Here is a 12,919-nt window from a genome sequence, read left to right as displayed (position 1 = left end):
ATGGTAGTGCTTTGCTCAAAGAAGCGGTCGATATCACTAGCCATGTCACTGAGAAAATGCAATCAACGGCTGAGCAACTCCACCAACTGACTGAGCACGCACAGAGCATTGAAGAGATTGTGACCACGATTAATCAAATCGCTGAACAAACCAATTTACTTGCTTTAAATGCTGCTATTGAAGCAGCTCGTGCCGGCGAGATGGGCAGAGGATTTGCTGTGGTAGCTGATGAAGTGAGAAGTTTAGCCAAACGCACCAGTGAATCGACAACACAAATCGCCAATGTTGTCGATGAAAATAGAAAATTGACCCATGGTGTGAGTGAGTCGATGGAAGAAGTGGCAGTAGAATCGGAGCAGAGCCGAGAAAAAATTGCCTCAGCGGAAACCGTCATGCGTGATATTTATGCCGGAGCTGAAGAGGTCTCTGATACAGTTCAACGTCTCGCTACTTAGCGCTAAACTTTGGCGCCCTGTCTAAAGCGGATATCAGGGCGCATCATCTCGCATGAGTCTATTTAAGTTTTTACTGGTGACGGTATTCGTGTTTGCTGAAGATAGCTTATGACGCGCATCCCCACTAGCATGCTAATCACAAATAGACCGATCGGTAGTGTGCCGGCGCCAATAGCCGTGATTGCCGGTCCTGGGCAAAGTCCGGCGAGTCCCCAGCCGGTGCCAAAGAGTAATGCACCGCCGATGAGTTTTTTATCAAGCGTTTGCGTCTTGGGTAGACAAAATTGATCGGCCAGTACGGGTTTTTTCTGCCGACGTACGGCCAAAAAGTAGCCAGGAACAAAGACCAACAGCGCACCGCCCATCACAAACGCAAGGCTGGGATCCCACTGGCCGAATACATCCAGAAAGCCAATCACCTTCGCGGGATTGACCATGCCTGACACCATCATACCCACACCGAAGATAAAGCCAGAGAGTAGAGCAACAAGGCGAAACATAAGCGATAAACGTCCTTAAAGGTGTAAACGAACAAAAACAGTGACAAAGGCAGCACCCATAAAAGTGAGCGTTGCCACGATTGACCGTTTCGATAAGCGACCTATGCCACAAATGCCATGACCACTGGTACAGCCGTTACCTAATTGAGTGCCTATCCCGACCAGCAACCCCGCAAGTACGGCAACCATAGGTGTGAGTGCAGGCGCAAGGCTTGTGTAGTCGGGTAGTTCAAAACCGATAAATGGCATGAAGACACCCGCACTGATCATACCCAGCAAAAACAGACCTCGCCATTGAGCTTCACGGCCGTGTGATGATAACGCGCCTGACACAATACCGCTGATCCCGGCAATACGGCCATTGAGTGCTAAAAGTGCGAGACAGGCAGTACCAACCAGCATGCCACCAAACAAGGCATCCCATGGGATTTGAAACGTCATGATTTTCCTCTCAGTGAGTCAAAAAACGTTACGGCTAAAGGAGAAGGGCAGCATACTCGGATACATAAATAAGTCAATGCTAATTTAGGTTGTTTTTATGTTTGGGCGGGCAGGCGCAGGCGGTTTGCACTCGTTGGTGTAAGTAAAAGGTTACCGCGGTGAAGCGATAGAACTGTTATGATTAGCGGCGGTGATAAAAAATGCAATAATTAATGATAAGTTAATAAGCGAGACGAAGAGGTTAAGAAGTGTTAATGAAAAAAACAGCGTACGCACTAAAATTGGCCTTAATCTACTTCTTTTTTGCTTCTTTATGGGTGCTGTTTTCCGATAAATTGGTTAACGTGCTGTCCGATAATCTTGAAATGTTTACTTGGGCACAGTCTCTCAAGGGGCTGCTGTTTGTCGTTATTACCTCAGTGTTACTTTGGGCGTTGGCACAGAAAAATTATCGTGATTTAGAGCGAGCGAGTGACATCGATACGGTTACCGGGCTTCATAGTCCCTCCGTGTTCATTCGTCGCGCTGATACATTACTGCAGCATGCTAATGCGGAATCATGCTATACGTTGTTTGTGCTTGACATTGATGACTATACATCGGTAACGAATAAGCTGGGCTTTGATCGCACCAATCAACTGCTGATTGGGGTGGCGCGTAAAATAGATACGCCCACCGTGCCTGAAAACCTAACCTCGAGAATTCACGCCGATAGATTCGCATGTTTGCTGACGTTACCCAATGTTAGCGAAATGACGCCATACATTGACAAGTTACATCGTCAGTGTAACCAGTTTTTGCAACGATACGATAGAGACATTACCTGTTCGGTAGGCGTGGCGGTGTTTGACTCGGATGGAGAAGACACCACGGCTTTAATGACAGCGGCGACACGCGCATTGAACGAAGCGAAGAAGTATAAAAATGCCGTTGCATATCACGATATCCATCTAACAGAAGAGGCTAAGAACCTATCCCAAAAGGGATTTATTCCAAACAATGAGGCCACAAGCAAAATGCAACATGGCCTCGTAGTTTTCGATTTTCTTTTCCCAACGAACAAGCAATCTACGATAACGGTTTAGCCAGCTATGAGTTCGCTCAACAACCCAACGATGAGCCTTAAAATCATCCGATTGCTTCAAGCTCGCGGCCTCTTCAGCACGTGATTGAACATGGGGAATGTAGTTCAAAGCAACCAGTTCATCATGTAACCACTGGCCTGTATAACCTTTGTCTAGGTACAAAGGTACTTTCAGCGGCGGCCGATAACACTCTAGTGCATCTAATGTTTGAAGTACCAGCTTAATGTCGTGGACGTTTGCGCCATCGCTAACAACAGCCAGTGGCAATCCATTCGCATCCGTCAACAAACTGCGTTTTACGCCTTGTTTCGCACGGTCTGTTGGGTTCTTACCTGTTTTTTTGAGCCAGCTAAAGGTGCTTTAGTTTGGCACCCGTCCATTGATATGGAACTCCAATCAACCCCTTCGTAAATCAGGCCATTTTGCCAAAATCGCTCAAAGACTCCTGCATCTCGCCACTCTTGAAAACGACGATGTGCAGAGCTAGAGGAACAAATACCTGTCGCGTTAAGCGCATTCCACTGACAACCAGTTCTGAGAACAAAGAGGATGCCGTTCATAGCATCACGATTATCGACTCTCTTTCGATGTGTTCCTAGAGGATGGTTCGTCTTGTGGATTGGTAAAAGCGGCTCAATTTTTGCCCAAAGGGCGTCAGAGATTAGGTATTGTGTCGAATTCATTTACAGTATTTTCAATAGGTGTTGATTTACTCAGACAACACCTATTGAGATAGGTTCTAAAAAGCGGCAAAACCTGGTTAATGATCTTAAGCAGGCGATTGATACCAATAAAATCGATGTTGTTTTCCAGCCTCAATACCACGTGGTTTCTGGCCAATTAAGTGGTTTAGAAGTATTGGCAAGATGGACACATGATCAATATGGCAATATACCCCCGAGTGTGTTCATTCCTCTCGCTGAAGAGCAGCATTTTGGCGAGGATTTAACGGCACTGGTGTTAGAAAAAGCCACCAAACAACTGAATGAAAGTCAGCTGCTAGGTAATATAGTTAAACGGGTATCGGTCAATATCTCTGCGGTTGAATTTAACAGTGTGGACGCGATAGCACGTATCGATACCTATTTGCAGTCCAACCCTGAATTCGCTCGTTATCTTTGCCTGGAGATCACAGAAACTGCCGCATTAGATGACATTATTGAGTGCGCGCGAGTGGTTGACACGCTTAAACGCCATGGCGTCACCTTTTCGATTGATGATTTTGGGGTCGGCTATACCTCGTTAGGTATGTTTAACCGGATCAACGTCGATGAAATTAAGATTGATCGTAGTTTTATTCAAGCGATGGAAACCGATAGTCGCGCCAAAGCGATCACCGCTGGCATTATCGATATCGCTAAACGACTGGATATTAACGTGGTAGCTGAAGGGGTAGAGACCCACACTCAACTTATGCTGTTAAAGCAGCTTGATTGTCAACATGTGCAGGGTTTCTATCTAGGCTATCCGGCGCCTTTAGAGCAGTTGGCTGTAGCCCAGTCGGTTTAATGGTCATGACTTTGGCCAACGTATAAAAAGAAAAAGCGCGAGTGTTTTTATCTCGCGCTTATTGACGCTCTAGCTTTCAATGTCGTTCAATAAAACCGCAAGCTCATCAATGCTTTGAACCGTACTTTCTACCAACTCGCTAATTTGTTTGCTCGACTGGTGAGAGACTTGAGCTAATTGGCGAACCTCATCGGCGACCACCGCAAAACCACGCCCCAAATCACCGGCACGAGCGGCCTCGATCGCTGCGTTCAGTGCCAGAAGGTTGGTGCGCTCGGAAATGTTGTTGATAGTATCGATAATTTTCATCACTTCCTGGCTTGACTGAGAAACGGACTGCATTGATGTTTGCGTTTTTGCCACGGTTTTACGTCGAGCACTGATATCAATACCAAACATGACATAATTGAGTATATTGCTGGAAAAATCTTTGAGTACACAAATCCTCGCATCAATTGCGAGTTGTTCCCCTTTTCCATTGAATTCGATGAGGGTAGAGGCATAGCCTTGTTTATCGATGCTTTCCTTTAGTTCGTGCGTGATTTTATGGTAGATGTCATGAGAGGCGTCTTCGCATCGCATACCGATATTTTTCAAGGCGTCTTCAAATAGAGAGTTTATGGAATCAAGCTTACCGTCGGGGCAAATTTCCATAATAACTAATGCGCCGCTGATAGCATCTAATTTGCGGGTGAAATCTAAGTAGGTTTGTTTTACCTGAGTAATATTGGCCTGCACAGAGATATAGTGCGTAATATGGTGGTTGTCGCCCCAAATAGGGTTGACCGAAAGCGATATCCAGTAAGGCTGCCCATCTTTAGTATAATTTAGAATCTCATCATAGAAGGGCTCATAGCGGGCTAGATGATCACGAATGTTTTGCACGGTTTCAGGACTGGTATCTGCTCCTTGAAGAACATGACCAGGCTTTTTCCCTCTCATCTCATCTAAGCTATAGCCTGACATCCGCTCGAAGCCACGGTTTACGTAAACCACTTCTCCTTGTGGGTTAGTGACTATAACCGCATTATCGGTTTCGTTTGCCACCATGGACAATAACTGCATTTCTTCGCGGCGTTGCACAGTCTCAGTGACGTCTTTTACAAAGGCAGTATAAAGTGTTCGATTACCAAGACGTACCTTCGATAATGAGAGCTGGCCCCAGAGTCGATGCCCATCCTTATGTTCGATCTCGACTTCTCTACTGGTGCCAACAATTCTATCTTCGCCGGTCTTTCGGTTGCGATTTACGTAGTCATCATGGTTGGCTTGGATTGCATGAGGCACCAGCATTTTAACGTTCTTGCCATGAACATCTTCTTTGCTGTATCCCCACAGCTTCTCAGCCGCTTTGTTATAAAAGGTAATACAATTATTTTCATCAATACACACCACTGCATCAAGCGCTTGTTCGAGGGTTTGGGTCATCATCTCTCGCGCATCTCGTTCAGCGGTAACATCACGAACAAATGCTGTGTAATGAATCTTGCCAGAGACGCGTATCTTGGATAAAGACAGTTGCACCCAAGTCAATGAGCCGTCTTTTCGCCTGAGCTGCACTTCACGAGAACGCCCGACGATGCGATCTTCTCCCCCTGATCTGTGTCGGTTGACGTAGCTGTCATGGTTGGCTTGTAATTCGGTGGGGATCAGCATCGCAACATTTTTGCCCAAGACCTCTTTGGCTTGGTAGCCCCAAATGATTTCTGCTGCTTGGTTGAAGAAGGTTACGTTATTATGGTGATCAATGGTGACAACCGCGATAATTGCTTGCTCAAGCGCTTGCAGGTGAGAGTTAGAACGACCTAGCATATTGACCCTATCTATTAATGGCCCTAAAGCTGTGGGGCAACAGTGTGAGCCCCTAAGTCCCTTGATGACCAAAAAATTGACAATTTATAATGGTAACTCAATAGGTATAAACCAGGTTGGGTGGATTTTCCAATAAACAAAAAGCGCGAGCATTGGCTCGCGCTTTTGAGTGGCAATGATTCGCGTTTAAGCTGTGGCGAATTTGTAGGTGCGATAGCCGCCCAGTAAGTTACGGGCTTTAAAGCCATGATTGACTAACTGGCGATAGGCGACGTTGCCGCGCAAGCCGACTTGGCAGTAAATCAAAATTTCTTTGTCTTTGGGTAGCTCATCGATGCGTCCACGCAGTTCGTCGACCGGAATATGGATATCACCATCGATATACTGACCGTTTTCGCGCTCGGGGGCATTACGCACATCCAGCAGCACTTGATCATCACGCAGTGCACCTAACTCGTGGTAATGAATCGCTTTAGCGTCACCCTTAATGAGGTTGGTTGCTACAAAGGCCGCTTGATTAATCACATCTTTAGCACTGCCATATGGCGGCGCGTAGGTAAGCTCGAGATGTTGTAGCTGCTCAACCGTCATGCCAGCACGTTGTGCCACGGCCATGACATCAATGCGTTTATCAATGCCATCTTTACCCACCGCTTGTGCGCCTAAAATGGCGCCCGTATCCGGGGCAAACAGCAGCTTAAATGAGACAATTTCTGCGCCGGGATAATAACCCGCATGACTGGCGGCGTGGACATACACCTTTTGGTAGTCGATGTCAGCGTGCTTAAGTTGTTTCTCGTTTTGGCCCACTGACGCCACCGCGAGATCGAACACTTTACAGATGGCGGTGCCTTGGGTGCCGAGATAGTGCTCGGTGCTTCCTAGCATGTTGTCAGCGGCCATGCGTCCTTGACGGTTCGCCGGACCCGCCAGTGGCACTAACGTTGGTTTATGGGTCACAAAGTCAATCTTTTCCACTGCATCGCCGACCGCGTAAATATCGGGATCTTGGGTTTGCAGAGTACTGTTGACGACAATGCCGCCTTTTTCACCAATGGCAAGTCCCGCTTGTTGCGCCAGCGTGACTTCAGGCTTAACGCCAACCGCCATGATCAAAAGCTCGGTATCCAGTTTGTCGCCATTATTGAGTGTCAGACGTAAAGCGCCTTCCAGATGCTGAGGCTCACTGGGCTCGCCGGCATCATCACTGGCAACATGTGTGGTCGGAATAAACTCGGCGGATTCCAGTGCGGTGCCTAGGCGTAAATCCACTCCGTGATCGCGAATGGTTTGATGGACAAATCCCGCCATTTCTCGGTCAACCGGCGTCATCACCTGATCGGCCATTTCCAACAGGGTGGTTTTAATCCCGCGTTGATGCAGCGCTTCCATCATCTCAAGACCAATAAAGCCCCCGCCGACGACAGTCGCATGGCTGGGGTTATTCATCTCAATGGTATGCAAAATCGCATCCATGTCTGGAATATTGCGGAGCGAGTGGGTTAGCGGGTTATCTAAGCCAGGAATAGGCGGCATGATCGGGGCCGCGCCTGGGCTTAATAGCAATTTGTCGTAGCTTTCTTGGTAGTTGCTGCCATCGGCACGGGTGACGGTGACGGTTTTGGCCTCGCGGTTAATCGCAGTGACCGTGCTGTTGATGCGCACGTCCACATTAAAGCGGGCGCGGAAACTGTCCGGGGTTTGCAGCAAGAGTTTACTGCGGTCGGTAATGTCACCGCCGATATGATAAGGCAAACCACAGTTCGCGAACGAGACGTAAGGGCCCCGTTCGAACATGATGATTTCGGCTTCTTCACTTAAACGACGGGCGCGAGCGGCGGCAGAAGCGCCACCGGCGACGCCGCCAATAATCACGATTTTGGTCATTATGACTCCATTAAGCGTTGCTGAGTCCAAGTTTTTTCAGGAAAAAGGCAGCCGGACAAATCCCTGTAAACGCACTTTGGATCAGGTTTACGCCAACGAAGACGGTTAGCCAAACAAATTGGCTGTGAACTGTGAGGGTAAGCACGACAGAAAGTAGCACCATCATGCCAGCGATTACGCGTACGCCATTATCAATTGTCATAGCAAGACTCCTTTGCATCCTCTATACGATAACCCGACAGACCGAACCGCTTTGGCTCGAACGCTTTCAGTGTTTGTCGGCACTCGGATCACTCTAGAAGTTATATTTAGAAAAGTCTAATAATAATTTGTCTAAATTAGAATTGACTAAATAAAATGCCGCGCTAAGCTATGAGTATTGGCGAAAGAGGAGTGGGTGATGGCAGAGTCAACGGTGCCGTTTGAGGCAGAAAGCGTACCGGATATGGACATCAGTGCCATGCGAGAGCAAGCGTCTCTCGTGGCGACCATGTTGAAAGTGATGGCCCATCCTGAGCGATTAATTGTGCTATGCCAGCTTTTGGCGGGAGAGATGTCGGTGGGGCAATTGTTGCAAGGGTCGCGCCTGAGTCAGTCCGCGTTTTCTCAGCACCTTAGCGTGCTTAAGCGGCATCAACTGGTCAAGGTACGTAAGTCATCGCAGCAGGTGTTTTATCAGCTCAATGACCCCCACGTCGCGGCGATTATCGCTACCTTACAGCGGCTTTATTGTGCCTGATGAGTCTGAATCTGAGAGGTCAGCACATATTCATCGCCAGTCAATGCGCTAAGTTAATTAATATTCAGCGTTTTTACCTATCGTTTTTTTGTCGTTACTGTCATCAGCCAGAGGATCGAATATGCGAGATGCTCAGCCACAAGGTCAGCTGATCACCCGAGTGATGAACAGCTTCTTCCCGCCCATTCTCATTGTGCTCGCGCTGTTGGTGGGCGCGGCGGCACTGTGGCTCACTCCCAAAGAAGAAGACCCGCAAATTGTGGTGCCAATGGCAGATGTGGTGGTACAAGCGCCCGGTTTGAGTGCCCCGCAAGTGGCAAAGCAGGTGACGCAGCCTCTGGAAAAAAAAGTCAGTCAAATTGACGGGGTGGAGTATGTGTATTCCACCACTCAAGCAGGATCTGCGTTGGTCACGGTGCGTTTTTACGTGGGTGAAGATCGCGAGTCGGCCTTGGTGAAGCTGTATAACAAGCTCTATGCCAATCAAGATGCGATCCCAGCTGCGGTGAGCGAGTGGGCGATAAAGCCAGTAGAAATTGATGATGTACCAATTGTGATTGCGGCGCTGCGTAGCGACAACCCTGATCAGCTCGACCATTATGCGCTGCGACGCATTGCCGAGCAGACGACCTTGGATCTTAAAGCCCTTCCCGAAACCAATGCGGTGAAGGTTGTGGGTGGGGTGCCGCGTCAGGTGTTGGTCACGCTCGACCCTGCCGCCATGGCTAGCTATCAGATCAGTGTGTCTGATCTCACCAATGCCTTTTCGTTGAGCCATCAAAAGCGTGATATTGGCGATATTCAGCATCAGGGTGAGCGCTATTTATTAAAAACTGGTCAGTGGTATCAAAGCCTTGAGGAGATACGCCATTTAGTGGTGGCGGTGGTGAATGGCAAACCTGTGTATCTGCAGGATGTGGCCGAGTTATCGGACGGCGCGCAAGAGCCCACCACAGATACGTGGATCCAATCGACCGATGATAGCCAGCCGCATCCAGCGGTGTTTCTCTCGGTGGCAAAGCAAAAAGGCGCCAACGCGGTCAGCGTGGCTGAGGATGTCACCGCCACGCTCAATCATTTGGTCGCTACGCAATTTCCCGAGGGCGTGAGCGTCGAGATCATTCGCAATTACGGCCAAACCGCTGATGCCAAAGTGAAAAATTTGGTGTCCAGCCTCGGTATTGCGGTACTCACCGTGGTGGTCTTTGTCGGCTTGTTCTTAAACTGGCGCAGTGCCTTAGTGGTGGCGATTGCGATCCCAATCAGTTATGGCGCGGCATTAGGGCTGGATTTAGCCTTTGGCTATTCGATTAACCGCGTCACCTTGTTTGCGTTGATCTTGGCGTTGGGGCTGATTGTTGATGATCCGATTGCCAGTATCGACAACATTGAACGGCACCTGACCCATGATAACAAGCCGCGTGGCCGCACGATTGTGCTGGCGATGCTAGAAATCAAGCGCGCATTGATTATGTCGACCGTGGCGATTGTGATTGTGTTCACCCCGATGTTTTTTATCACCGGCATGATGGGGCCATACATGGCACCGCTGGCATTCAATGTGCCGGTCAGTGTAGTGATCAGTACCTTGGTGGCGTTTTTAGTCACCCCTTGGCTTGCTAAAAAAATTGTTCGCGCTTCCAATAAAGGCGATGACTATCGCATTGAGACCACGCCGCTGTACCGTGGCTATCGGCGCGTGTTGCTGCCATTGCTAGAAAACAATCGTCGCGCCAAAGCGTTTTTATGGATGGTGGGCGTGTTGTTTGTCATCGCCGCTCTGCTGCCTGCTTTGCGCCTCGTACCGCTTAAGCTGTTGCCGTATGACAATAAAAACGAGTTTCAGGTGGTACTGGATTTGCCGGAAACCGCCAATCATGTCGATACCTCCAATGCGCTGCGAGAGATGAACGGTTACCTACAAACGCAAGCCGAGGTGGTGTCGGTATCCGGCTTTGCCGGGCTCGCTTCACCGATGGATTTTAATGGCATGGTGCGCCATTACTTTACTCGCCATGCGCCTTACCAAGGTGAACTGCGGGTGGTGCTGGTGGATAAGCATCGGCGCACGTTGCAATCACATGGCTTGGTGACACGCATGCGTGATGAATTAGAAACTATCGCAGCAAAATATGATGCCGAGGTGCAATTAGTGGAAATGCCACCGGGTCCGCCTGTGCTGGCAACCATTGTCGCAGAGGTTTATGGCTCGCCAAGCACACCGTATTCAACCCTGCAAGCGCAAGCGACGCAGGTGGCCGAGCGATTAAAGCGTGAAGCCTTGGTGTCAGAAGTGAGCACCAGTGTTCAAGGGCCTCTATCGAGCTGGCAGTTTGAAGTGGACCAAGAAAAAGCCGCCTTGTCTGGCATTGCGGTAGCCGATATTAACCAAGCCCTCAGAGCCGCGAACCAAGGGGTCACGCTGGCCCATTTAGCCGATGCCGATGAAATGGATCCCTTGCCCGTGAGGCTGCAACTTGCGCCAGATGCCCGTGATCAGCTTGATGCGCTGCTCGCACTGCACGTACGTGGTCGGGCTGGAGTGGCTAAGCAATCGGTACAAGGTGCCTTGGTGGATGCGCCGCAACCGCTGGTCGCGTTGAGTGAGCTCGGCCATTTTACGCGCCAGCCCGTTGATCAGCCTATCTATCATAAGAATTTACGCCCCGTCGTGTATGTGTACGCCGAACCCACTGGACGCGTGCCGGGCGGGGTGGTCGCCGATGTGATGGCCGACTTTAATCAACCTGAATCGGATGGTGCTCGCCCGCTATCAGCGCGTAGTTATTTGAATAATGGCGCGGGTGATGGCTGGCAAGTTGATGAGGATATCGAGGTGGTATGGAGTGGTGAAGGAGAGTGGAAGATCACCATTGATGTCTTCCGCGATCTGGGGATTGCCTATGGTGCGGCACTGCTGGGCGTCTTTATTGTGATGCTGATACAAACTGGGCTACCGGCGGTATCGGGCATTATTATGCTCGCGATCCCGCTGACCGTGATTGGCATCATGCCGGGTTTTTGGTTGCTCAATGGCTTAAGCGGTGAGATCAATGGCTACCCAAATCCGGCGCTGTTCACCGCCACCGCGATGATTGGCATGATTGCACTGGCGGGGATTGTAGTGCGCAACTCATTGGTATTGATTGAATTTATTCAACAGTCACTCGCTCAAGGTATGGCGCTGAGTGAAGCCTTAGTACAAGCAGGCGCAGTGCGAATGCGGCCCATTTTGCTGACCGCCGGCACCACCTTATTGGGGAATGTGATTATCACTCTCGACCCGATTTTTAATGGGTTAGCTTGGGCGATTATTTTCGGTATTGCCGCGTCTACCGTGTTTACTTTGCTGGTTGTGCCTGTGGTGTACAACCTCGCGTATCAAAATCATCCCACCCACGGCCTATCAGTAGAAGGAGAGAATGCATGAAGGCAAAAAAAGGCGTGCTCGCACTGGTGCTAGGCACTGGGCTATTGATCCTGTTTTTGGTGATGGCTGGGGTGTTTACCGCGAACGTGGCGCCCGTCTCAACACCGACTGAGACACCGAATGATGTTGAGACGCTGACGCTTAAAGCGGTCGAGCAGCCACAAACCCGCATTTTCTCCGGCCAGTTGGAGGCCAGGCAGATGGCAACCTTAGCGGCGCGGATGACCGCAACCGTTGCGGAGGTACTAGTTGATGTCGGCGACCGCGTTGAGCAAGGGGATGTGTTGCTGCGTTTGGATAATGCCGATCTCAGTGCCAAAGTTCGCCAAGTGCAACAAGCCTTGGCCTCGGCGCAATCGCAACTAAATACCGCACGCAGCGACTACCGCCGAATGGAGACCTTGTTGGCGAAAAAACTGGTGCCTCAATCTCAATTCGATGAGGCGGAGAATCGCTTAAAAACCGCGCAGTCTGAGTATCGTCGTGCCCTTGCTGCGGTGGATGAGGCTGAAACTCAATTTGGCTTTAGTCTGGTGCGCGCGCCGTTTTCAGGGCTGGTCACGGATAAAATCATCAACCAAGGTGATACAGCAACACCGGGTGCGGCGCTGCTATCTCTGTATAATCCTGAAAGCATTGAAGCGACGGTCAATGTGGCTGAATCTGCGTTACCCTTTGTCGACATCGGTCAATCGTTAACGGTTACGCTCCCCACCTATGAGAAAACCCTTACGGGCGTGGTGCGCACCGTGACACCGGCTGCCGATGCCACTTCACGCAGCTATCGTGTTGTAGTGACACTGCCAAACACGGAGATGAGTGATACTTTGCTACCGGGTATGTTTGCAAAAGTGACCGTGTCACAAAAGGCTGAGCCAGTGCTTTATCTACCGAGCAATGCGTATTATCAAATTGGACAACTTAACTATGTGAAGGTGCTCGATGCGGGTGAGGCCAAGACTCGGCTTGTATCGCTGACACAGCAAGGGCGGGTGCGTAAGGGGTTAAAGCCTGGTGAAGTTGTCATCATAAATCCGAAAAAAAATAAGTGATTCAGATCG

12 protein-coding genes are annotated in these 12,919 nt (G+C 49.6%); 6 read left to right on the top strand and 6 right to left on the bottom strand.

All coding sequences use genetic code 11. The annotated features are described in order from the left end of the window. Window positions 1–56 precede the first annotated feature (56 nt). Window positions 57–455: a methyl-accepting chemotaxis protein gene (locus N7E60_RS17435; RefSeq protein ID WP_408642360.1), complete on the top strand. Its 399-nt coding sequence runs from the start codon at window positions 57–59 to the stop codon at window positions 453–455. A gap of 62 nt (window positions 456–517) precedes the next feature. Here N7E60_RS17435 and N7E60_RS16455 read toward each other — a convergent pair whose 3' ends face one another. Together N7E60_RS16455 and N7E60_RS16450 are read right to left on the bottom strand one after the other, a co-directional pair. Further along, entirely contained in the window at window positions 518–955 is a 438-nt protein-coding gene (locus N7E60_RS16455; protein WP_269598691.1) for a YeeE/YedE family protein, read from the bottom strand. Between the two features lie 15 nt (window positions 956–970). After that, window positions 971–1,396: a YeeE/YedE family protein gene (locus N7E60_RS16450; protein WP_269598690.1), complete on the bottom strand. Its 426-nt coding sequence runs from the start codon at window positions 1,394–1,396 to the stop codon at window positions 971–973. 254 nt (window positions 1,397–1,650) lie between these two features. On the opposite strand from N7E60_RS16450, the gene N7E60_RS16445 reads away from it, so the two are divergent. Continuing rightward, a complete protein-coding gene (locus N7E60_RS16445) occupies window positions 1,651–2,481 on the top strand; it encodes a GGDEF domain-containing protein (RefSeq protein ID WP_269598689.1) in 831 nt (276 codons plus the stop codon). On the opposite strand, the gene N7E60_RS16440 is transcribed toward N7E60_RS16445, so the two are convergent. After that, a protein-coding gene (locus tag N7E60_RS16440) for an IS5 family transposase (RefSeq protein WP_269597063.1) occupies window positions 2,368–3,164 on the bottom strand; the annotation gives its coding sequence in 2 pieces (ribosomal slippage) (window positions 2,368–2,823 and window positions 2,826–3,164; 795 coding nt in all). The genes N7E60_RS16445 and N7E60_RS16440 overlap by 114 nt on opposite strands. A 43-nt stretch (window positions 3,165–3,207) precedes the next feature. Between N7E60_RS16440 and N7E60_RS16435 the strand changes: the two genes are divergently transcribed. After that, entirely contained in the window at window positions 3,208–3,990 is a 783-nt protein-coding gene (locus N7E60_RS16435) for an EAL domain-containing protein (protein ID WP_332301861.1), read from the top strand. Window positions 3,991–4,059: 69 nt separating this feature from the next. On the opposite strand, the gene N7E60_RS16430 is transcribed toward N7E60_RS16435, so the two are convergent. From N7E60_RS16430 to N7E60_RS16420, 3 genes are all read right to left on the bottom strand, one after another. Further along, on the bottom strand, window positions 4,060–5,802 hold the full coding sequence (locus N7E60_RS16430) for a PAS domain S-box protein (RefSeq protein ID WP_269599025.1): 1,743 nt from the start codon (window positions 5,800–5,802) through the stop codon (window positions 4,060–4,062). A 186-nt stretch (window positions 5,803–5,988) separates the two neighbouring features. Beyond that, a complete protein-coding gene (locus N7E60_RS16425) occupies window positions 5,989–7,689 on the bottom strand; it encodes an FAD-dependent oxidoreductase (RefSeq protein ID WP_269598688.1) in 1,701 nt (566 codons plus the stop codon). A 10-nt stretch (window positions 7,690–7,699) separates the two neighbouring features. Continuing rightward, window positions 7,700–7,891 carry a YgaP family membrane protein gene (locus tag N7E60_RS16420; protein WP_046075776.1) on the bottom strand — a complete coding sequence of 64 codons (192 nt, stop codon included), beginning with the start codon at window positions 7,889–7,891 and terminating at the stop codon, window positions 7,700–7,702. A gap of 198 nt (window positions 7,892–8,089) precedes the next feature. On the opposite strand from N7E60_RS16420, the gene N7E60_RS16415 reads away from it, so the two are divergent. The 3 genes from N7E60_RS16415 to N7E60_RS16405 all read left to right on the top strand — a co-directional run bounded on the left by N7E60_RS16415 (window position 8,090) and on the right by N7E60_RS16405 (window position 12,910). Continuing rightward, a complete protein-coding gene (locus N7E60_RS16415; protein ID WP_240531976.1) occupies window positions 8,090–8,428 on the top strand; it encodes an ArsR/SmtB family transcription factor in 339 nt (112 codons plus the stop codon). 121 nt (window positions 8,429–8,549) lie between these two features. Next, window positions 8,550–11,858, top strand: coding sequence for an efflux RND transporter permease subunit (locus N7E60_RS16410; protein ID WP_269598687.1), 3,309 nt, complete (start codon window positions 8,550–8,552; stop codon window positions 11,856–11,858). Then, complete coding sequence (locus N7E60_RS16405) at window positions 11,855–12,910, top strand: efflux RND transporter periplasmic adaptor subunit (protein WP_269598686.1); 1,056 nt, start codon at window positions 11,855–11,857, stop codon at window positions 12,908–12,910. Before N7E60_RS16410 ends, N7E60_RS16405 begins: the two co-directional genes overlap by 4 nt. Window positions 12,911–12,919: the final 9 nt, after the last annotated feature.

The organism is Salinivibrio proteolyticus (assembly GCF_027286365.1).
In the GTDB taxonomy this organism is placed as follows: Bacteria; Pseudomonadota; Gammaproteobacteria; order Enterobacterales; family Vibrionaceae; genus Salinivibrio; species Salinivibrio proteolyticus.
The sequence above is the reverse complement of the archived record's forward strand: the minus strand, read 5'-3'. Positions and strand labels throughout refer to the sequence as shown.

Excerpts from the sequence above, each read along its gene's own strand:
- N7E60_RS16450 (WP_269598690.1), bottom strand. The coding sequence starts at position 1,396 with ATGACGTTTCAAATCCCATGGGATGCCTTGTTTGGTGGCATGCTGGTT.
- N7E60_RS16430 (WP_269599025.1), bottom strand. The coding sequence starts at position 5,802 with ATGCTAGGTCGTTCTAACTCTCACCTGCAAGCGCTTGAGCAAGCAATT.
- N7E60_RS17435 (WP_408642360.1), top strand. The coding sequence starts at position 57 with ATGCAATCAACGGCTGAGCAACTCCACCAACTGACTGAGCACGCACAG.
- N7E60_RS16410 (WP_269598687.1), top strand. The coding sequence starts at position 8,550 with ATGCGAGATGCTCAGCCACAAGGTCAGCTGATCACCCGAGTGATGAAC.
- N7E60_RS16415 (WP_240531976.1), top strand. The coding sequence starts at position 8,090 with ATGGCAGAGTCAACGGTGCCGTTTGAGGCAGAAAGCGTACCGGATATG.
- N7E60_RS16455 (WP_269598691.1), bottom strand. The coding sequence starts at position 955 with ATGTTTCGCCTTGTTGCTCTACTCTCTGGCTTTATCTTCGGTGTGGGT.
- N7E60_RS16445 (WP_269598689.1), top strand. The coding sequence starts at position 1,651 with ATGAAAAAAACAGCGTACGCACTAAAATTGGCCTTAATCTACTTCTTT.
- N7E60_RS16405 (WP_269598686.1), top strand. The coding sequence starts at position 11,855 with ATGAAGGCAAAAAAAGGCGTGCTCGCACTGGTGCTAGGCACTGGGCTA.
- N7E60_RS16425 (WP_269598688.1), bottom strand. The coding sequence starts at position 7,689 with ATGACCAAAATCGTGATTATTGGCGGCGTCGCCGGTGGCGCTTCTGCC.
- N7E60_RS16420 (WP_046075776.1), bottom strand. The coding sequence starts at position 7,891 with ATGACAATTGATAATGGCGTACGCGTAATCGCTGGCATGATGGTGCTA.